Annotated in this window: 17 protein-coding genes and 1 tRNA gene; 8 read left to right on the top strand and 10 right to left on the bottom strand. The window is 58.3% G+C overall.

Features of this window, described 5'->3' with window-relative positions; translation table 11 throughout:
• Nucleotides 1-34 precede the first annotated feature (34 nt).
• Complete coding sequence (locus PGH32_RS09635; RefSeq protein ID WP_337893882.1) at nucleotides 35-1165, bottom strand: multidrug effflux MFS transporter; 1131 nt, start codon at nucleotides 1163-1165, stop codon at nucleotides 35-37.
• Between the two features lie 99 nt (nucleotides 1166-1264).
• Between PGH32_RS09635 and PGH32_RS09640 the strand changes: the two genes are divergently transcribed.
• A complete protein-coding gene (locus PGH32_RS09640) occupies nucleotides 1265-2047 on the top strand; it encodes an AraC family transcriptional regulator (protein ID WP_314423285.1) in 783 nt (260 codons plus the stop codon).
• A gap of 89 nt (nucleotides 2048-2136) precedes the next feature.
• On the opposite strand, the gene PGH32_RS09645 is transcribed toward PGH32_RS09640, so the two are convergent.
• Nucleotides 2137-2706, bottom strand: coding sequence for a VOC family protein (locus PGH32_RS09645; protein ID WP_337893883.1), 570 nt, complete (start codon nucleotides 2704-2706; stop codon nucleotides 2137-2139).
• A 278-nt stretch (nucleotides 2707-2984) separates the two neighbouring features.
• On the opposite strand from PGH32_RS09645, the gene argS reads away from it, so the two are divergent.
• Nucleotides 2985-4715, top strand: a complete 1731-nt coding sequence (argS, locus tag PGH32_RS09650; protein ID WP_337893884.1) for an arginine--tRNA ligase — start codon at nucleotides 2985-2987, stop codon at nucleotides 4713-4715.
• A 94-nt stretch (nucleotides 4716-4809) separates the two neighbouring features.
• Here argS and otsA read toward each other — a convergent pair whose 3' ends face one another.
• Nucleotides 4810-6240 (bottom strand): alpha,alpha-trehalose-phosphate synthase, encoded by a 1431-nt coding sequence (gene otsA / locus PGH32_RS09655; RefSeq protein ID WP_314423291.1) that lies wholly within the window; start codon nucleotides 6238-6240, stop codon nucleotides 4810-4812.
• Nucleotides 6237-7019 carry a trehalose-phosphatase gene (gene otsB, locus PGH32_RS09660; RefSeq protein ID WP_337893885.1) on the bottom strand — a complete coding sequence of 261 codons (783 nt, stop codon included), beginning with the start codon at nucleotides 7017-7019 and terminating at the stop codon, nucleotides 6237-6239. The genes otsA and otsB overlap by 4 nt, the downstream gene beginning before the upstream one ends.
• 456 nt (nucleotides 7020-7475) lie before the next feature.
• On the opposite strand from otsB, the gene PGH32_RS09665 reads away from it, so the two are divergent.
• Complete coding sequence (locus PGH32_RS09665; protein ID WP_314423296.1) at nucleotides 7476-9095, top strand: hypothetical protein; 1620 nt, start codon at nucleotides 7476-7478, stop codon at nucleotides 9093-9095.
• A 233-nt stretch (nucleotides 9096-9328) separates the two neighbouring features.
• Entirely contained in the window at nucleotides 9329-9631 is a 303-nt protein-coding gene (locus PGH32_RS09670) for an EthD family reductase (RefSeq protein WP_314423297.1), read from the top strand.
• 123 nt (nucleotides 9632-9754) lie between these two features.
• On the opposite strand, the gene hemB is transcribed toward PGH32_RS09670, so the two are convergent.
• Nucleotides 9755-10732: a porphobilinogen synthase gene (gene hemB, locus PGH32_RS09675; RefSeq protein ID WP_314423300.1), complete on the bottom strand. Its 978-nt coding sequence runs from the start codon at nucleotides 10730-10732 to the stop codon at nucleotides 9755-9757.
• Nucleotides 10733-10987: 255 nt separating this feature from the next.
• Here hemB and PGH32_RS09680 point away from each other — a divergent pair, with 255 nt between their 5' ends.
• Nucleotides 10988-11554, top strand: coding sequence for an NADPH-dependent FMN reductase (locus PGH32_RS09680; RefSeq protein WP_337893886.1), 567 nt, complete (start codon nucleotides 10988-10990; stop codon nucleotides 11552-11554).
• A 176-nt stretch (nucleotides 11555-11730) separates the two neighbouring features.
• Here PGH32_RS09680 and exaC read toward each other — a convergent pair whose 3' ends face one another.
• Both exaC and PGH32_RS09690 read right to left on the bottom strand, forming a co-directional pair.
• Nucleotides 11731-13251: an acetaldehyde dehydrogenase ExaC gene (gene exaC, locus PGH32_RS09685; RefSeq protein WP_105595072.1), complete on the bottom strand. Its 1521-nt coding sequence runs from the start codon at nucleotides 13249-13251 to the stop codon at nucleotides 11731-11733.
• 195 nt (nucleotides 13252-13446) lie between these two features.
• The gene (locus tag PGH32_RS09690) at nucleotides 13447-14166 is read right to left on the bottom strand and encodes a glutamine amidotransferase (protein ID WP_337893887.1); all 720 of its coding nucleotides are present in this window, start codon (nucleotides 14164-14166) and stop codon (nucleotides 13447-13449) included.
• A 230-nt stretch (nucleotides 14167-14396) separates the two neighbouring features.
• Between PGH32_RS09690 and PGH32_RS09695 the strand changes: the two genes are divergently transcribed.
• Both PGH32_RS09695 and PGH32_RS09700 read left to right on the top strand, forming a co-directional pair.
• Nucleotides 14397-15299, top strand: coding sequence for a DMT family transporter (locus PGH32_RS09695; protein WP_337893888.1), 903 nt, complete (start codon nucleotides 14397-14399; stop codon nucleotides 15297-15299).
• 18 nt (nucleotides 15300-15317) lie between these two features.
• Nucleotides 15318-16700 carry a CoA transferase gene (locus PGH32_RS09700; RefSeq protein WP_337893889.1) on the top strand — a complete coding sequence of 461 codons (1383 nt, stop codon included), beginning with the start codon at nucleotides 15318-15320 and terminating at the stop codon, nucleotides 16698-16700.
• Nucleotides 16701-16767: 67 nt separating this feature from the next.
• Here PGH32_RS09700 and PGH32_RS09705 read toward each other — a convergent pair whose 3' ends face one another.
• The 3 genes from PGH32_RS09705 to ghrA all read right to left on the bottom strand — a co-directional run bounded on the left by PGH32_RS09705 (nucleotide 16768) and on the right by ghrA (nucleotide 19230).
• Nucleotides 16768-17340 carry a TorD/DmsD family molecular chaperone gene (locus PGH32_RS09705; protein WP_314423315.1) on the bottom strand — a complete coding sequence of 191 codons (573 nt, stop codon included), beginning with the start codon at nucleotides 17338-17340 and terminating at the stop codon, nucleotides 16768-16770.
• A 160-nt stretch (nucleotides 17341-17500) separates the two neighbouring features.
• Nucleotides 17501-18238 carry a phosphatase gene (locus PGH32_RS09710; protein ID WP_314423316.1) on the bottom strand — a complete coding sequence of 246 codons (738 nt, stop codon included), beginning with the start codon at nucleotides 18236-18238 and terminating at the stop codon, nucleotides 17501-17503.
• Between the two features lie 53 nt (nucleotides 18239-18291).
• Complete coding sequence (gene ghrA / locus PGH32_RS09715; RefSeq protein WP_337893890.1) at nucleotides 18292-19230, bottom strand: glyoxylate/hydroxypyruvate reductase GhrA; 939 nt, start codon at nucleotides 19228-19230, stop codon at nucleotides 18292-18294.
• A gap of 230 nt (nucleotides 19231-19460) precedes the next feature.
• On the opposite strand from ghrA, the gene PGH32_RS09720 reads away from it, so the two are divergent.
• A tRNA-Ser gene (locus PGH32_RS09720) sits at nucleotides 19461-19548 on the top strand.
• The last annotated feature ends 291 nt before the right edge of the window (nucleotides 19549-19839 follow it).

Raw genomic sequence — 19839 nt, forward strand, 5'->3', positions numbered from 1 at the left:
GGTACGGGGCTTTTTGTCTGTTTATGCCCCGTACTTAGTTGCGCGACAGGCTGAACAGCCAGGCTGTCAGCGCACACAGTGCCAGAACCAGCCCCAGCTGCTGCAGCACACTGGATAGTGCAAGCATCATCCCCAGAAGCGAATAGTAGCTCAACCCAAACAGCGCCCCGGCAGCACCCGCCTGGTCTCGATAATTACGCAACGCCTGGCTCAGCACATTAGGAATGGCAATGCCGTAGCACACCACCACCCCCGCTACCGGTAAAAGTATCCAGGCAGAATACTGCAACCACCATGCAACCAGACCGGACAGCAGCGCCATAAGGCAGGCACAGTGTACAAGTTGTTCCGCAGTTAACCCGGTAGTTAACAGCCTGCGGTTCAGGAGACTGCCCGACAGCGATGCCAGAGCCAGTATAAAGCCCGTCCAGCCGAAGTCGCCGGAGCTCCACCCTAACGTCTCGAAAAGAAATGGCGCAAGGCTGTAATAGCTGAACAACATGGTGTTTAGCAGGGCAATCAACATGGCATTTTTCCAGAGCGAACCATCCCGAACCATGCGCAATGCCAGTCGCGGTTCCCGGTAGGCCTTCTGCGTATTTTGAGGTCGGGTTTCCGGTAGCAGGATCGCGGTCAGTATCAGCAGCAAAACGGCCAACAAAACGAGCGCAAAAAATATGCCGGTATGTCCGTACTGGTTGACCAGCCAGCCACCACTTACCAAACCAATAACCGGACTCACGGCCAGAGCGCTTCCCATCACGGAAAATACTCGCGCCAGCGCGACAGATTCATAGCAGTCTCTCAACATGGTTTGTACAACAACCGATCCGGCTGCGGCACCCACCGCCGACAGTATTCGGGCCAGCAGCAGCATGTTGAAATCGCTGACGACCATCGCCAACGCGCAACCGGCGCCGTAGCAGAATATTCCCGCTATCATGGCGGGTCTTCTTCCGATGCAGTCGCTCAACCAGCCCCACAGTGCCACACCGACGGCAAACGCGACAAAGTAGACCGAGAGGGTTTGAGCAGCGCGCTCACTGCTCACATGAAAAAAGTGGGCGATATCCGGTAAAGCCGGGCTGTAAACGGTTTCCACCAGCTGCGGAAACATAATTAGCAATGTCAGCAGCCACAGGGGCGGCCGATACGCTGTATTCATCACGATGTCCTCCAATCGATAACGGGAGGGCATTATTGCTGAAAAGAGAGTGTCACATTACAATCATAAGGACTCAATATATCAAAAATCGGACAAGCTATGAAAATCACTCAGGATGCTGTGTTCGACCCCGATAGTTTCGACGATCCCGTCGTGGGCATTGCGTCCGAAATGGGACCGCATGATTCAGGACGGCACTGCCACAGAAGGCATCAGTTACTTTTTTCAGCGGCGGGAAGTATTACCATTGAACTGGAGCGGACCTTGTTCCTGCTTCCCCCCCGTCGCGCAGCCTGGATACCGGCGGGCACGGTTCACCGCGCCATCATGCGTGGCGTCATGGCCTATCGGTCTCTGTACTTCTCCCCCGCGCTGCCTTTATTGGCACTACCCATGCAGATCGTTCAGGTTAACCCTCTGCTTTTTGAAGTCATTGAACGAATGGCATTCTGGCCCTGGGGAATGTCTGAAGAGCAACAGACCAGTCTTATTAGCGTTTTCAGCCAGGAAATTCGAGCCGCACGCAGTGAAAACTGGACGCTGCGCTTTCCCACCGACAGACGCCTGCAAACGTGGCTCGACAAGGTGATGAACGGCGAGCTGCCTCCCAGACTGGGTCAGTTAGCCCGACAGTCAGGCGCATGCGAACGCACAATAAGCCGGATATTTATCCGGGAAACCGGGATGAATTATCAGAACTGGCGGCAGCAGTGGCGACTGCTTAAATCAATGGAAATGCTCTCCGACGGAGGACCGATAAGCCAGGTGGCACAACAGCTGGAATTTTCCAGCGACAGTGCCTTTATTGTTTTTTTCCGCCAGCAAACGGGTATCACGCCCGCCCACTATCCTCGGAATATCCCGGCTCAGCAGCCAGCCTGACTGCCGTACTATAACGATGGCGATGGCAGGCCAGAAGTGGCATCGCCGGTCAATACCATGAATGCTCTGGCCACAATGCACCCGTTTTCTCAGCCCTCGCTGACCTCGCTGGCCACGACCTCTTTCAGGCTCCACGGATGGAACTTGATGGTCACCTTGCCGTCGGTCACCGCCAGCGTCGGATTCGGCAGGCGTTCCCCTTCCCCTTTCGGCGCGCTGCTTTTCACCGAAATACCCTGCTGGATCAGTCCGTCATCCGCCATTAACGCCAGCGCGCGCGACCCCAGCTGCGCCTCGTCGCCGCGCAGGACGATCTCAACGTGCTCCCAGCCCTCGTGGCGGTAGAGTTTTGCCCCCGGCCACGGCAGCTCAATCACGCTAATCTGCCACGGTCCCACACTCAGCGGCGTAGACAGTTCAAACAGCGCAATCGGCCTGCCGGCAATCTCCTTTTCGGAGAACAGCGTGCCGCACTGCAGCAGCCCCTGCTTCCAGCGCTCGGCGGTGGTGTTCTGATGGCAACGAACCGCAATGTGGTCGGCCTCCAGCGCGGTCAGATCCAGGCCAAGACGCCCGGCCAGATGGTTAAGGGCGTCAACGAAACGCGCCAGATCCGCGCTTAAATCCTGCAGTTCGGCCTGTTTGCTGATATCGGTCATCTGAAAAAATCCTTGAGTGCGGCGCCGGTCATGCCGTGGTGGCGACCGTCGCGGAATGTGCTTTCTGCGGTTGCGGCGTATATTACCCGAAAAGGCCGCAAAAACTCACCCCGTGCCGCCGTTAAGGTTCCTGGAAAAACGCGCGCTAAATGCAGTATACTTCTCCCCTTGTTTTTTTAACGACGCCGGCAGCAGGTGCCTTTTCCCCGCTACCGGCGTTGCGATCGCGGCCCGCGCCCGTTGCGTGTGGGCGTCTTCAGCATAATTAAGGTAACTCGGTGAATATTCAGGCCCTTCTCTCAGAAAAAGTCAGTCAGGCGATGATCGCAGTGGGTGCTCCAGCAGACTGTGAGCCTCAGGTGCGTCAGTCAGCCAAAGTGCAGTTTGGTGATTATCAGGCAAACGGCATGATGGCCGTGGCCAAATCACTGGGCATGCCACCACGACAACTGGCAGAAAAGGTGCTGGAACAGCTGGATCTGAGCGGTATTGCCCGCAAGGTCGAGATCGCCGGCCCCGGCTTTATCAATATCTTCCTTGAGCCTGCCTGGCTGGCACAGCAGGTTGACGGCGTGCTGGCCGCGCCGAAGCTGGGCGTGGCCCCCGTTAAGCCGCAGACCATCGTCATTGACTATTCGGCACCGAACGTGGCGAAAGAGATGCACGTCGGCCACGTGCGCTCCACCATCATCGGTGATGCCGCGGTGCGCACGCTGGAATTCCTCGGCCACAACGTCATCCGCGCTAACCACGTCGGTGACTGGGGCACGCAGTTCGGCATGCTGATCGCCTTCCTGGAAAAACAGCAGAACGAACATCATGAAGATATCGCCCTGGCGGACCTGGAAGCCTTCTACCGCGAAGCCAAACGCACCTACGACGAAGACCCGGTTTTCGCCGAACGCGCCCGTGGCTACGTGGTAAAACTGCAGGGCGGCGACGAGCAGTGCCGTACCCTGTGGAAAAAACTGGTCGACATCACCATGTCGCAGAACCAGCTGATTTATGACCGCATGAACGTCACCCTGACGCGTAAAGACGTGATGGGTGAAAGCCTGTACAACGACATGCTGCCGGGCATCGTGGCCGACCTGAAAGCGAAAGGCATGGCGGTAGAGAGTGAAGGCGCCACCGTTGTTTTCCTTGATGAGTATAAAAACAAGGAAGGCGAACCGATGGGCGTCATCATCCAGAAAAAGGATGGCGGCTTCCTGTACACCACCACCGACATCGCCTGCGCCAAATACCGCTATGAAACGCTGCATGCCGACCGCGTGCTGTACTACATCGACTCCCGTCAGCATCAGCACCTGATGCAGGCCTGGACCATCGTGCGCAAAGCGGGCTACGTGCCGGATTCCGTGCCGCTGGAACACCATATGTTTGGCATGATGCTGGGTAAAGACGGCAAGCCGTTTAAAACCCGTGCGGGCGGTACGATCAAGCTTTCCGATCTGCTGGATGAAGCGGTGGATCGCGCCACGAAACTGGTGTCGGAAAAGAATCCGGATATGCCGGAAGAAGAGCTGAACAAACTGGCGAACATCGTCGGTATCGGCGCGGTGAAATACGCCGACCTGTCAAAAAGCCGCACCACCGACTATATCTTCGACTGGGACAATATGCTGGCGTTTGAAGGCAACACCGCGCCGTATATGCAGTATGCCTACACCCGCGTGCTTTCCGTATTCCGCAAGGCGGGGATTGATGAGAACGGTATCAGCGGATCGACGCTTATCAGTGAAGATCGCGAAGCCGCCCTGGCCGTGCGCCTGCTGCAGTTCGAAGAAACCATCACCCAGGTTGCCCGCGACGGCACGCCGCACGTGATGTGCGCCTACCTGTACGATCTGGCCGGCCTGTTCTCCGGCTTCTACGAGCACTGCCCGATCCTCAGTGCGGAAGATGAAGCGGTGAAACAGAGCCGCCTGCGCCTGGCGCTGCTGACGGCGAAGACGCTGAAGCAGGGTCTGGATACGCTGGGTATCCAGACCGTCGAACGTATGTAATCCTGGCCGCGGTGGGTCTCTGTCCCTGCCGCGCGACAGTAAAAAACCCCAGCCGGGTGATACCGGCTGGGGTTTTTACTTTATGACGGGCGGGTCAGGCGAGTCGGGTGAAACTCACCACCTTCTTTTCCTCACTCTCCTGCTCGCTGCGCGGCTTCAGCCCCTGCAGATCCTGCAGGTAGGTTTTGCGCCAGTGGGCAATATCATTCTGCCGCAGAACCGCCATCATATCGTTGTAGCGTGAAATACGCTCGGTGCGCGACATGGTCAGCGCGCGATCCAGCGCGGCGGCCACTTCGTCACGATCGTAAGGGTTAACGATGAGCGCCGAGGTCAGCTCGTTTGCCGCACCGGCAAAGCGCGACAGCACCAGCACGCCGGGGTCGTCCGGATCCTGAGCGGCCACGTACTCTTTTGCCACCAGATTCATCCCGTCACGCAGCGGCGTCACCAGCCCGATATCGGTCAGGCGGAAAATTTTCATCAGCAGGCGACGGTCAAAATGCTGGTTCAGATAGTAGAGGGGCGTCCAGCCCAGCGTGCCGTATTTACCGTTAATCCGCCCCGCTTCGGTCTCCAGCTGGTGTCGGATGTCCTGATAGGCCTGCACATCGCCGCGCGAGGTGGGCGCGATCTGCGAGTAGCGGATTTTCCCGCGGTGCTGCGGGAAGTTTTCCAGCAGTGCCTCATAGGCGAGGAAGCGTTCCGGCAGCCCTTTTGAATAGTCCAGCCGCTCGCAGGCAATAATGTTCTGTGCATCGCCGAGGTCCCGCTTCATTGCGACCATTTTCGGCGGCAGCGGGCCTTCAGCCATCTCTTTAATACTGTCCGGCTCTATCCCGATGGGATACACCTCGGTAGCAAAGCGATTGCCGAAGGCACGATGCTGTTTCCCCTCGGTCTGCAGCGGGGTCAGCAGCGAAACGCACTCCAGGAAAGCGATGCGGTCGCTCTCGGTCTGGAAGCCCAGCAGGTCGTAGTCACACATCATTTCCAGCAGGTCAGCATGCGGCGGCAGCGCGTTAAAGATTTCCGGCGTAGGAAACGGAATATGCAGGAAGAACCCGATGCGGTTGTTCACACCCAGCTCACGCAGTTCGGCGGCAAACGGCAGCAGATGATAATCGTGGATCCACAGCACGTCATCCGGCTTCAGCAGCGGCAGAAGGCGCTGCGCCAGCTGCTTATTCACCCGGCTGTAGCCTTCCCAGGCTTCACGCTGGAAGTTCACGAGGTCAAGGCGATAGTGGAAGGCCGGCCACAGCACCGCATTGGAAAACTGCAGATAGTAGAGATCGTAATCATTTTGATTCAGGCCAAACGACGCGTAGGTGATGCCGTCCTGTTCCAGCATGGACAGTTCATCATCATCTTCACCGATTTCGTTGATGTTACCGTTCCATCCGTACCAGACACCGCCGGTGGTTTTCAGTGCATCAACGATGCCTACCGTTAATCCACCGGCGCTGACCTTGCTGCCATCGGGAACAGCAATTCGATTCGATACGACGACTAAACGACTCATAACGTTTCACTCCTTACCGACGCCTGCGCGTCCTGATCTAATTTTATTCTGGTTTGCTCCAGCCAGTGCCAGACCGCGGGCACGTCCGGCAAATTGCCGCGCGCTTCGCTGATGCCTGCACCCACCTTCACTGAAACGCCCTCCATTGCGTTGACAACTTTAAATCCGGCCTCGTCCGTCAGGTCATCACCGACGAAAACCGGAATGCGCCCCAAAAACGGGGGCTGTTTCATAAAGTACCTGATTGCGGCACCTTTGCTGACGCCGTCCGGCTTCAGCTCAATGACGCATTTTCCCGGCTGCTGAACCAGCTCGGGAAAGCGCGCAACCAGCCCATCCGCCAGTTGCTGAATGGCCTGCTGATGTTCCGGCGCCCGCCGGTAATGCAGCGCGAACGCCATGCCTTTGCTCTCCAGCTGGGTTCCGGGCAACGCCGCTATCGCCGGTTCCAGCTCGGCGGTCAACAGGCCAACCGTCTCAGGTGACAGGGCGATGCGATGGATATTTCCCTCGCCATCGCGCCTTTCGGCACCGTGTACGCCCGCCAGCGGCAGTATAAGCGGCTCCACCAGTGCATCCAGCTCCCGCATCGGTCGTCCGGAAATCAGCGCCAGCGCGCCGTTGCAGTGGCTGGCCAGCCGCGCCAGATTATCGCGCACCGGGGCCGGGACAGAGACATCCTCAGGCCGCGATTTAATCGCGGCCAGGGTGCCATCCACATCAAAAAAGAACGCATAACGTGCCGGTTCCAGTGGGGGAACGAATTCTGTTTTAGTCACACATTCCTCCTGATTAAACGTGACAGGAAACCCTTTCGCGCAAGAGGGAGAGAATCAAAATGGAAACCACGATACGGCTGTCGCCGGGGAGATAAGAACGGCCAGAAGAGTGATATCTTTTTAGTGCAGTGGTTCATGCCCTGCTGAAAATCTGACTCCACGTTACTGCGTTTTTTCCTCACCCGACGCCCCTCAGTGCGCATAACGTCAGTATTTAGTATAGACAGAGATCGGGGGGCTGCCAGCTTTTAAGATAATGTGCACGTAAGCCTGGTGAAGAGCGAAATTTCAGCATGGGCATCCACCGTGAATAAGCCGCTTGTATCAGCAGGAAGACAAATCCAATAACTATTAAATCCCTCCCCCCTCATTAAACTATTTTTGCCCACCGGACTTCACCGGCAGGCGAAATAACGCATACCGATACTTGCTGAATAAACAATGAATGGAATACCTATGAAACAACAATCAGGAATGAAAACCCCTGCCAGTAAAAAAAACAAACGTGACCCGTTCAGGATGAAAAATATTGTCCTGCTGTCGCTTTTACCTTTATTTAGTTATGCTCAGGACGGCATGACGGACAGTTCTGTTTTATCCGTCAGCGAGGTGGATTCCCTCACGCAGCGGGCGATGCAGCCGGACGGTTATGCCGTAGCCGCAGCCATGAACAGGCGCTACTTCGACACCCAGGACACCTGTGGCTCTCAACCCGCTTATTATTGCAACGGGGTGATGATCCGCGCAGCGAACGGGAAGTCGAAGTACCATGCCTGGGATCCCAGCCCCTCCTCCGTCTCTCGTGGCGGCGTGGCCTTTTCATACTTCCGCACAGACCTGAGCGCTGTCAGACTGCAGGAAAACCGCTCTCAGGGCTTCAGCATTAAAAATAACAACAGCAGAGCCACCACCGATTATCCCCTGGAAGTGGCGTGCTCATTTCCCTATGACGCAGGAACGGAATCCCGCATCGATCGCGGCTGCGGAATGTATTTATCCGATCGGGCAAGTCGGGCCTGCGATCAACAGGGTATTACCACCGCCCAACAATGGTTAACGCATTTCAATTCCGTGGCAAATTCCGGGGACCTGCGCTATATGCACCAGTGTTCATTTAGCGGGGATACAACCCCTTTTGCAACCAGTCTTGAAGCGCGACGTATTTCCAGACCCGACACGCAGAATATTCGCTGGTCGCAAAATGAACTGGCATTGAAAACCTGGCCGGTCGGCACGTCGCAGACGTTGCCCGTCGAATCATTTTTCTATGCAGTAGGAAATAATCAGGCGGATGGACTTTCCGGCGCGCAATATATGCAGCAGGATTTCTATCAGCAGACCGGTATTGTGGTTCCCGTTGTCCGCCTTAATCTGGCGAATAACGTCAAAGAGGTCTTTTCTTTTCGCCAGGAGGATCAAAAAGTCAACGTTGATAACAACCAGAATAATGGCATCAGCGCCCTGAAACCCACGGCCGTATCGGCAACCGGCAACGGCGGCAGTCTGCTGACAAAGGATGATTATTATCGATTGGATGCCCTGCCGGTAGAGGTTCCCGCCTACGTAAATATGGCGAAAGGGGACAACGTTACCCTCCGCTGGATCGGCAGAGAGCACACCTGGTCCTCACCGTCTCAGATCGTGACTGCCCCGGGTAAGCTGAGATTTAACGTTCCTCGTACCGAATTCATCGACACCATCGGCAGCAGCGCGACCATTGCATTTAGCGTACAGCGCGCAGGCGCCTCGGGGCTGGAAACGTCGGGTAGCCTGAGCCTGGCGGTGGAAGACCAGGCGCTCAGGTTGACGAAGCCCGTAATTAGCGGAGATTTTAAAAAGGTTACGGCGAGTTTTGCCGGCATGAACACCAGCCAGAACGTTCGGTTACGCTGGATGGGGGTGACAACGCGCAATGCCATCCCCGTTAAGGCCAACAGTAGCGGCAGCGTCACCATTGATATCCCTGACGCCTGGATTAAAGAGAACAACGGGCGCGAAGTGGAGATTCTCTATTCGGTCGGGGACAGCTACGGCGCGAAATATCAATTCTCACAGGTATTGCGGATCGTCCTTTAACGCGAACAAGCTGACGTTCCGCCCCCCCAACCTGCCCTGAAGTATGCCAGGTTAATTATGGGGTAAGCTCTCGCCGTCGGGGATTTTAACGTTGCCGACGGCGTTGAGCTGTCCCGCCAGCGAAAACGTTTGATTTCCCCGCCGGGCACGACTCACCGCGCTAATTCATCACGGTTGCCAGCGTGTATACTCGTCCGGCAACTCATTACTCCGTTAACCAGAGGATCCCCCCGGTGATTAAATTCAGCGTGCTTTACCCTAACCGCAGTGACGCCCACTTCGACCACGACTACTACCGCGATGTGCATCTGCCGCTGATTAAAACGCGGATGGGTGACGCCTGCCTCTCCTACGAAATCGATAAGCCGCTCGGCGAAGACGCCCCGTTTATCGCCGCCTGCCATATCTACTGCGAAAGCCTGGAAGCGTTTGAGCGGGTGATGGCCCCGCACGCGGAAGAATTTACCGCCGACGTGGCGAACTTCACCAACGTCACCTCGGTGAAATTTATTTCTGAAGTGGTGGTAAAGGGATAAGCGCGGAAGCTGACTGGAGCAGGAAGCAGAAGCAGAAAGCGTAACTAACGTCAGTTAAGAAAACCCGCCCCGTCAATGAACAGGCGGACCCATGAGGTCCGCCCGTCTGCGGGAGGTCAGCCTTTACAGCAGTTTTCTTTCCGCCAGATCCAGCGCAAAGTAGCTGAAGATAATATCCGCACCGGCGCGCTTAATCGCGCCCAGGCTTTCCAGCACCACGTCCGTTTCACTGATGGCCCCGGCCTGGGCGGCAAACTTAATCATCGCGTACTCACCGCTTACCTGATAGGCGGCCAGCGGCAGACGGCTGTGCTCGCGCACGTCGCGCAGAATATCCAGATAGGCCCCCGCCGGTTTCACCATCAGCGCATCGGCACCTTCGGCTTCATCGATCAGCGACTCGCGAATCGCTTCGCGGCGGTTCATCGGGTTCATCTGATAGGTTTTGCGATCGCCCTTCAGCGAGGTGCCCGCCGCTTCGCGGAACGGACCGTAGAAGGAAGACGCGAACTTGGTGGAATAGGACATGATCGCCGTATCGGTGAAACCGGCGGCGTCCAGCGCCGCACGGATCGCCGCAACCTGGCCGTCCATCGCCGCCGAAGGCGCGATAAAGTCGGCACCGGCCTGCGCGGCCACTACCGCCTGCTTGCCGAGGTTAATCAGCGTCGCATCGTTATCCACGCCGCGATCGTGCAGCACGCCGCAGTGGCCGTGGCTGGTATATTCGCAGAAGCAGGTGTCGGACATCACGATCATCTCCGGCACCGTGTCCTTACAGATGCGCGACATGCGCGCCACCAGGCCGTTCTCATTCCAGGTATCGCTGCCCGTGGCGTCGGTGTGATGTGAAATACCAAAGGTCATCACCGAACGCACGCCGGCTTTGGCAATTCGCTCAATCTCATACGCCAGGCGTTTTTCAGGAATCCGCATCACGCCCGGCATGGCGGCGATCGGTTTGTAGTCGTCCAGCTCTTCTTCCACGAAGATCGGCAGGGCCAGATCGTTGAGGCTGAGGCTGGATTCCTGGAACAGGGAACGAAGAGAAGCAGACTGGCGTAAGCGTCTCGGGCGCTGGATGAGAGAATGTGTGGACAAAACGACCTCGGTTTAACGACTCAGTCACCGGCAAAATCACGCGACGGTGATGATAAAAGTGAATAGTGCGCTAACACTATACCTCCACGCCGCTGATGACAATCTTTGTGGAAATTCCCTGCGCTTTTACGGCACAGAGTGCTTTGTTAGCTACAGAAATTTCACATTTTTTTCCCCTCGTCTTCACAGAGGCTGGTATTCTGCTTCAGCTCCTGCCGTTTTGACTTTCATTATGAACATCAAAGGGAATCAAACATGTCTGACGTTCGTCCGCTTAAATTCGTGACTCTGCTTGGCAGCCTGCGTAAAGCCTCGCTGAATGCCATTGTTGCTAACAGTCTGCCCGCGCTGGCCCCTGCCGGTGTGGAAATCAGTCCGCTGGGTTCCGTGGCCGACCTCCCGCACTACGATGCCGATATTCAGGCGGAAGGTTTCCCGGAGGCGGTGCTGGCCATGGGTGCGGCCATTGCCGCCGCTGACGGGGTGATCATCGTTACGCCGGAATATAACTATTCGGTTCCCGGCGCGCTGAAAAACGCTATTGACTGGCTGTCACGCCTGCCGGACAGCCCGCTGTCGGGTAAGCCGCTGGCTATTCAGACCGTGTCACCGGGCGCTATCGGCGGCGCGCGGGCGCAGTATCACCTGCGCCAGAGCCTGGTGTTCCTCAATGCCAGCGTCATTAATAAGCCGGAAATCATGATCGGCCAGGCGGGCAGCCGCATCGATGCCGAAGCGGGCACCGTCAGCGATGAGAGCACCCGACATCACCTGACGGCGCAGCTGGAAGCGCTGGCGACGCTGGCTCGCCGCGCGGGCTAACCTCCCACCCGCATCAGCCCCAGCATAACGTCATGGCTGTGGCTTGTCGCACCGGCTGGCCCTACCACTGCAGCGGCTGAATCGCTTTACGGCGACGGCGCCGCAGCCGACGGTCAGACAGGCGTTTTTCGGCCACAAAAAAGCCGGGATAATCCCGGCTTTGACAGTACGGACGATCAGAAGAAGCCGAGCGGCTGCACGCTGTAGCTGACCAGCAGGTTTTTGGTCTGCTGGTAGTGATCGAGCATCATTTTGTGGGTTTCACGGCCGATGCCGGATTTTTTATAGCCGCCAAACGCCGCATGTGCCGGATAGAGATGGTAGCAGTTGGTCCACACGCGTCCGGCCTTGATGGCCCGGCCCACGCGGTAGGCACGGTTGATGTCCCGCGTCCAGACGCCCGCCCCCAGCCCGTAAATCGAATCGTTAGCGATGGCAATCGCCTCAGCCTCATCCTTAAAGGTGGTTATCCCCACCACCGGCCCGAAGATCTCCTCCTGGAACACGCGCATGCTGTTGGTGCCCTTGAGCAGCGTCGGCTGGATGTAATAACCACCGTTAAGATCGCCCTCCAGTTTCTCCACCCCGCCGCCGGTCAGCACTTCCGCCCCCTCTTTCTGCGCGATGTCCAGATAGGAGAGAATTTTGTCGAACTGCTGCTGGGATGCCTGTGCGCCGACCATGGTATCGGTGTCCATCGGGTCGCCGCGCCGGATGGTTTTCACCCGTTTCATCACCGCCGCCATAAAGGGTTCGTAAATCGATTCCTGCACCAGCGCGCGGGACGGGCAGGTACAGACCTCGCCCTGATTGAGGAAGCCGAGCACCACGCCCTCCGCCGCCTTTTCGATAAATGATTCTTCCGCCTGCATGATGTCTTCGAAGAAGATATTCGGCGATTTACCGCCCAGCTCGACGGTGGACGGGATCAGGTTTTTCGCCGCCAGCTCCAGAATATGGCCGCCGGTGGCGGTGGAGCCGGTAAAGGCGACTTTGGCGATGCGCGGGTTGGACGCCAGCGCTTCACCCGCCTCTTTGCCGTAGCCGTGGATCACATTCAGCACGCCTTTCGGCAGCAGATCGGCAATCACCTCAACGAATAAGGTGATCGACAGCGGCGTCTGTTCGGCGGGTTTCAGCACCACGCAGTTGCCCGCCGCCAGCGCCGGTGCCAGCTTCCACGCCGCCATCAGCAGCGGGAAATTCCACGGAATAATCTGCGCCACCACGCCCAGCGGCTCGTGGAAGTGATAGGCGGCGGTAAACTCATCGATCTCGGCGGCGGTGCCCTCCTGCGCGCGCAGGCAGCCGGCAAAATAGCGGAAGTGGTCGACCGCCAGCGGCATATCGGCCGCCAGCGTTTCACGCACCGGCTTGCCGTTATCCCAGGTTTCATTGACGGCGAGGTATTCCAGCTTCTCTTCCAGCCGGTCGGCGATTTTCAGCAGGGTCAGCGAACGCGCCTGCACCGAGGTTTTGCCCCAGGCATCGGCCGCGGCGTGGGCAGCATCCAGCGCTTTTTCCACGTCGTCTTTATCGGAACGGGGGAACTGGCCGATGTCCGAACCGTTGACCGGTGAGGTATTGGTAAAATACTGGCCGTTGACCGGCGGCACAAACTCACCGTTGATGAAGTTGCCATACTGCGGTTTAAGCACGATCAGGGAATCTTTACTGCCCGGGTAAGCGTAGCGCATCATCGTTCTCCTGTTGAAAATCACATCACTCGGCGACTTTTATTAACAATGAAATAACTTAATATTAACATTGTTGATAAATGCGAGAATGTCAGATCGCGCCAGCAGAAACTGTGACGAAACCGGAAGGAAATATGGATTTCACGGATCGGATGTGAGGTGGCTCACGCCGAGCCACCCGTTCTGCGGTAAGCCCTACGCGCGCCTGGCCGCGGGCTGCTGCTGTTGCTGCCAGAAATCCTGCAGCAGCTGCCGCGGCCATTCCGGCTCCGGCTGATTGTGCATCAGTTTTCCTGCTTGCGCTTCGCCCAGGCTGTTCTGCAGGCAGGCGGTCATAATTTCGCCGGTAAATTCGGGGTGGAACTGTACCGACAGCGCCTGCGGGGAATAGCGAATAATCTGGCAGGGCTCCAGTGCGGAGCTGGCCAGCACCTGCGCCCCCGGCGGCGGCGTCAGCACCGACTGGCGATGGGAAAGCCAGGCGGAAAAATGCTGCGGCAGCGAGGAGAGCAACGGATCCTGCTGCCTGGCTGCGCCCGACTCCAGCTGCTGCAGACCGCGCTCCCAGCCGTTGGGGTTATCGCCGACCTTCCCCCCCAGCGCGTAGGCCATCAGCTGATGACCATAGCACACCCCCAACAGCGGCAGCTTTTCCGCCACCACGTGGCGGACCCAGGCGGCGGTGCGCTCGCTCCAGTCGGCGTGGTCGGTCACCATCGCCCAGGAGCCGCTGAGAATGGCGGCAGAAATCGTGGCGGGATCGGGCAGCGCCTCGCCGAGATCCGGGCGCACGACAATATACTCACCGGCCGACAGGCCCAGCGCCTGCACGAACCACAGCTGCTGATCGCCCACCCGCTCGCTGACCGGCAGCGGCGGCGTTTCAAGTTGGATAATAGCTAACGGTTGCTTCACGCTTATCTCTCCTGGCTGAGTTCGGTTCCCAGTCCTTATCCTGACACTTTGCCTGCTAACTGTCTTATAACTTTTCTGGCAAATTGTAAACAAAGCATCAGCTTAAGAGCGCGCTTATTTCGCGCTTTTCGCACGATGCCGCGCTGAAAAAAAGTGGCACTTTTGCGCTTCATTTGCTGCATTTCATGCCATGATAATCAGGAGTGAAACGTTATTTTAAGGACTGAGCGGTGGCGCTGCGGCATTTTTTCCTGATACTTCTGGTGGTATCGATCTGGGCATTTAACAATATTGCCATCAAATGGGGTCTGATGGACCTGCCCCCTTTGCTGATCACCACCCTGCGATTTGTGGTGGTGGCGCTGATTCTGGTGCCCTTTACCCGCGTGAATCTTCAGCAGCTGCGCTATCTTATCGTCCTGGCCTTTACCTTCGGCTTTATGCACTTCTCGCTGCTGTTTATCAGCCTCAACAATACCGATGCCGGAACGGCGGCGGTCATTGTCCAGCTCGGTACGCCGATTGCCATGCTGCTGGCGATGGTGATCCTGAAAGAGAAGCTGCGGCCGGTCCAGCTGTTCGGCATTGCCATTTCACTCAGCGGTGTGGTGGTGCTTTCCGGCAGTCCGACCATCCCGAACTGGTGGGTACTGGTGCTGCTGCTGCTCAGCGCACTCGGCTGGGCAATCAGCAATATGATCGTCAAAAAGTCGCCGCCGATAAGTCCGATTACCATGACCGGCTGGCTGTCTTTTCTGGCGATCCCTATCGTTGGCTGCGCCTCCTGGCTGACCGAATCCGATCAGCTGACGCTGCTGGTCAATTCTTCGTGGCGCGGCTGGTTCGGCATTCTGTTCAGCGCCATCGGCTCGTCGATCGTGGCCTATTCCCTGTGGTACAGCCTGCTTAAGCACTATAACGTCAACCTGATTATGCCGTATTCCCTGCTGACCCCGGTGCTGGCGGTGGTGATGGGCGTGCTGGTGCTGGGCGATGAGATGAACGGCTTTAAGATCGCAGGTTCGCTGCTGGTGATCCTGGGGACGGCGATTGCCGTCATTAATCTGCGCAACCTGCGCATGCATGCCAAACTGGCGCGGTTCCGCTACGCGGGGCGCAGCAAAAGGCACTAATCCATTCGGGAGGGCGCGATGAACGATCGGATAACCGCTGAACTCTGGCAGCAGCTGTGGCAGGGGTTACGAAACGCCCTCTCCGCTCCGCCTGCGCTGAAGATAACCGGCCGTCAGGCGCTGGTTTCCGCCTACCCGGTCAGTGAGCTGGCCACCACCAGCATGGCGCTGGCCGCTCAGGCCGCCGCCAGCCTGAACGACAACGATCGGCCGCTGCGCATCGACTGTGCCCTCGCTTCCCGCTGGTTCCAGCACGCCCTGCGGCCGATTCATCGCCCGCCCGCCGCCCTGTGGGATCCCTTTGCCGGAGACTACGCCTGTGCTGACGGCTGGGTCCGCCTGCATACCAACGCACCGCACCACCGGGAAGCAATGGAGCGCGTACTGGGGCAGCACGATAACCGTCAGGCACTGGCGGATACGGTGGCGGAATGGGACCGTTTCACCCTCGAGCAGGCGGTGGTCGATGCCGGTGGCTGCGCCGCCGCCCTGCGCAGCCTGCAGGAATGGCAGCAGCATCCGCAGGGCCAGAGCGTCAGCCGTGAGGCACTGATAGAGCAAAGCCTGCAGCCCTGCGGCCCGGCACCGGCGTGGTCGCTGCCGCCGGCCCGCCCGCTGCTCGGCGTGCGGGTGCTGGATTTGACGCGGATTATTGCCGGGCCGGTCGCCACCCGTTTTCTGGCCGGGCTGGGTGCCGACGTCCTGCGCATCGATCCCCACGGCTGGCATGAACCGGCGCTAGAAGAAGAGATGACCCTGGGCAAACGCTGTGCGCGGCTGGATCTGAAATCAACGGATGATCGACGCCGGTTCGAGCAATTACTCGCTCAGAGCGACGTGCTGGTCCACGGTTATCGTGCCGATGCGCTGAGCAATCTGGGCTATGACCCGGAAACGCGGCAAAAACTCAGGCCGGGCCTGGTCGACGTCAGCCTGAACGCGTGGGGATGGACGGGGCCGTGGCGTAACCGGCGCGGCTTTGACAGCCTGGTGCAGATGGCCTGCGGCATTGCCGATCGCGGGCGTGAATGGCAGGGAGGCGATGCGCCGGTCCCGTTACCGGTGCAGGCGCTCGACCACGCTACCGGCTATCTGATGGCGGCGGCGGTGCTGGAAGGGCTGCGCCAGCGGCTGCAGCACGGCACGGGGTTTACCGCGCGTCTGTCGCTGGCGCGCACCGCCTGCCTGTTGACCGACCATCCTTTATCTGCCGACGAACTGCCTGGCGGTCTGGGTGCCAGGCAGCCGCAGGATGAAGAACAGGAAATGGTGCTGTCAGGCTGGGGAATGGCGGCTCAGCTTCGCGCTCCGTTCTGGCTGCCGGGAACGCCGCTGATGTGGTCGCGATCCCCCTCGCCGCTGGGTTCAGCTGCGGCAGAATGGCGGGAAAACGGTAGCTGAGGCCTGCCGCGCTGTCGGCCACCACAGGGAAGATGGCGTTCAGTTCGACTGCGCGGCAAAGTGTCACCTATTCGGACGCGCCGCCCTGCTGCTCTTCCAGCTCGGCCAGCTCATCGCGCATCGCCTGCACGGCTTCGCGGCTGATGGCCGCCAGCGTGCGGTAAAACGCCGTTGACGCGTGCGCCTCCACCTTGCCGAGAAACGCCCCGCACCACGGCATCAGGAAATCATCAAACAGGGTAACCTGCGCCAGAAACTCATCGGCCTCTGACTGATCTTCCAGCCAGGAAGAGGCCAGCAGCAGCGCACCGAAATGATCTGCCGGACCTTCGCCCAGCGGCATACCGCGGCTGGTCAGAAAGGCGCGGACTTCCACTTCCTGCGGCCCTTCCGGCCACTGCGACCCGTAAGGCGGCACCTTGCACTCGCTGCCGACAAACAGCGCGTTATAGTCCGCCGCCAGCAGCTGCGGGTCGCTGTTTTCCTGCAGGCGGGTCAGCAGCTCATCCTGCTCCAGCGGCCAGTGCTGCTGCAGCTTGCCGGACTGAAGCAGCGTAAACAGCGGCACTAACAGCGGATCCTGCGGCTGGCGGTTATACAGCGAGCCGAGGATGCGGCAGATGACAGAGAACTCATTCATTAGTTTGATTCCGAAAGTAGGTCAGGGCTGAATCATACTATAGATTCGGGGGTGGCTGGGGGTGAAAGCGGCAGCAAAAAACTCAGCTTAATTTTGCACCTTTCACCTCTCTGCGATTGCTGGAGCATCAGCAATCGCAGCCACTCGCCCTGTAACCAGACTAAAACCCGGCAAACTCTTCAATCGTTTTTCCGGTGCGCAGCGCGAGGAAATCAAGCAGGCGGCGCGGCGTGACGTTAAGTACGCGATCTTCCGGGAAGTCCACCTCACGCATAATGCGCAGGCAGTGCTCGAAGTTGCCGAGCGTGAAGGCGGTATGGGAATCGGAGCCGAGAGCCAGCCAGCCGCCCGCTTCTTTTACCGCAGCGGCCACCGCACGACAGTTCGGCTCGCTGCCCTTACGCGAGGTGGTAAAGGAGGAGTTGTTCAGCTCCAGCGCCACGTTGTACTTCGCCGCCGCTTCCGCCACCGCCTGAATGTCGATCGGGTACTTCGGATTTCCAGGGTGGCTGATGATATGTACCAGTCCGTTGGCCATGGTGGCGATCATCGCTTTGGTATTATGTTCTTTATCCTGCGGCTGCAGGACCGGCTCGTGGAAGCCGGCCACGATAATATCGATCGCCTCCAGCATCGGTCCGCTGCAGTCGATCTCGCCTTCGTTGTTTTTAATGTTGGCTTCAATGCCGCGTAAAATACCCACGCCGTCAATCACCCGCGGCCAGACTCTCATATTCACGAAGTGCCAGTAGTGTGGGGCATCGGCCATATCCGGACCGTGGTCGGTGATCGCCAGCAGCTTAACGCCGCAGGTCTGCGCCTGCAGCACGTAGTCGCGCAGCGTGCTGTAGGCATGAGTACTGGCGACGGTATGCATATGAAGGTCTACGGGATACATGATTTTTTCCTTAATGTTCAGGGCCGCGCCGCTCACTGGGCGGCCCTTATCGTTTAGTAACCGAGTTCTAAATCAACGCGGCCTTCCGGCATCTGATTATTTTCAAACTGCGTAATCGCCCCTGCGATGTAGTCCATAGCTTCCTCGGGTAAGGTTACAGCCGCATTATGCGGCGTCATGGCGATATCAGGATGCGACCAGAAAGGATGATCGGCAGGTAAAGGTTCAACGTTGAACACGTCCAGCGCGGCGGCCTTCACCTCCCCCGCCGCCAGCGCCGCCAGCAGATCGTCGTCCACCACGTGCGCCCCGCGGGCCAGGTTGATCAGAAACGCACCCGGCTTCAGCTGGCTTAACAGCGGCCGATTAATGATGCCGACGGTCTGCGGGGTATTGGGCAGCAGGTTAATCAGTACCTGCGTGCCGGAGAGAAACTCGCTCAGCTGTTCCTGGCCGTGGAAGCTGGTCACGCCGTCGATCTGCTTGGGCGAGCGGCTCCAGCAGCGCACCGGGAAGCCCCAGTCCAGCAGGCTTTTCGCCACGCTGCCGCCCAGCACGCCTGCGCCCAGCAGCCCGATGGAGAATGCATTACGCTGATTGTTTTCCAGATGCTGCCAGCGGGCTTCACGCTTGAGCTGCTGGTACTCATTGAAACGGCGGAACCAGCCCAGCACGTGATAGACGGCATATTCCTGCATCTGACGACCCATGCCGGTATCTTCCAGGCGGAACAGCGGGATCCCGGGCGCGAGCATCTCAGGGTGCTTCTTTAGCTGCCCGAGAATATCATCCACCCCGGCACCCAGCGCGAACACGCCTTTAAGCTGACGTCCCTGCAGCATGGCAACGGGTGGCTCCCGGACCAGGGCATAGTCAGCGGGGAGATCGTCGCCCGGCTGCCACAGCCGCACTCTGGCATCCGGCAGGCGGCGCTGAAGCCCGTTGATCCAGGTTTCGGCATGAAAAGAGGGATGGTAATAGATGATGTCCACGTATTTTCTCCTGTTTTTCTTTTAGGCTCGGGGAAAACGCCACGTCTGGCAAGAAAAAAATGGCCGTTCCTGGGGTTTTTCAGGCCGGTTTGGCCTCGCCCCTGCCGCTTTTATCGTCAAAGTGATTTAAAACTGATTAAACGCACGCAAAAGCGTTGAAAGTCAGTTGACCGCGGCAAGGCTTTTCCCTACATTAGCGCCCGTCGACAACGCAGTTGCGGCAACAATATGGTGAGGTGTCCGAGTGGCTGAAGGAGCACGCCTGGAAAGTGTGTATACGGCAACGTATCGAGGGTTCGAACCCCTCTCTCACCACCATATTTAAAGAGAAAGCCTGTGCGAAAGTTCAGGCTTTTTTTTTATGCCTGTTTCTCAGCGAGAGAGGGGCGAGAACCCTCGACAGGGTTCGACAAAACGGCAGGATTGACGTTTTGCACAGCCGCAGGCTGCCCGCAGGGCGAGGCACAGGGAAGTGCCTCGTGATCCCCCTCTCTCACCACCATATTCAAAGAGAAAGCCTGAGCGAAAGTTCAGGCTTTTTTTTATGCATGTTTCTCAGCGAGAGAGGGCCGAGAACCCTCGACAGGGTTCGACAAAACGGCAGGACTG

The sequence above is a fragment of the Erwinia sp. SLM-02 genome (assembly GCF_037450285.1).
GTDB lineage: Bacteria > Pseudomonadota > Gammaproteobacteria > Enterobacterales > Enterobacteriaceae > Erwinia.

Excerpts from the sequence above, each read along its gene's own strand:
- PGH32_RS09710 (WP_314423316.1), bottom strand. The coding sequence starts at position 18,238 with ATGTATCCCGTAGACCTTCATATGCATACCGTCGCCAGTACTCATGCC.
- PGH32_RS09700 (WP_337893889.1), top strand. The coding sequence starts at position 15,318 with ATGAACGATCGGATAACCGCTGAACTCTGGCAGCAGCTGTGGCAGGGG.
- PGH32_RS09705 (WP_314423315.1), bottom strand. The coding sequence starts at position 17,340 with ATGAATGAGTTCTCTGTCATCTGCCGCATCCTCGGCTCGCTGTATAAC.
- PGH32_RS09680 (WP_337893886.1), top strand. The coding sequence starts at position 10,988 with ATGTCTGACGTTCGTCCGCTTAAATTCGTGACTCTGCTTGGCAGCCTG.
- PGH32_RS09645 (WP_337893883.1), bottom strand. The coding sequence starts at position 2,706 with ATGACCGATATCAGCAAACAGGCCGAACTGCAGGATTTAAGCGCGGAT.
- otsA (WP_314423291.1), bottom strand. The coding sequence starts at position 6,240 with ATGAGTCGTTTAGTCGTCGTATCGAATCGAATTGCTGTTCCCGATGGC.
- PGH32_RS09635 (WP_337893882.1), bottom strand. The coding sequence starts at position 1,165 with ATGAATACAGCGTATCGGCCGCCCCTGTGGCTGCTGACATTGCTAATT.
- exaC (WP_105595072.1), bottom strand. The coding sequence starts at position 13,251 with ATGCGCTACGCTTACCCGGGCAGTAAAGATTCCCTGATCGTGCTTAAA.
- PGH32_RS09640 (WP_314423285.1), top strand. The coding sequence starts at position 1,265 with ATGAAAATCACTCAGGATGCTGTGTTCGACCCCGATAGTTTCGACGAT.
- PGH32_RS09665 (WP_314423296.1), top strand. The coding sequence starts at position 7,476 with ATGAAACAACAATCAGGAATGAAAACCCCTGCCAGTAAAAAAAACAAA.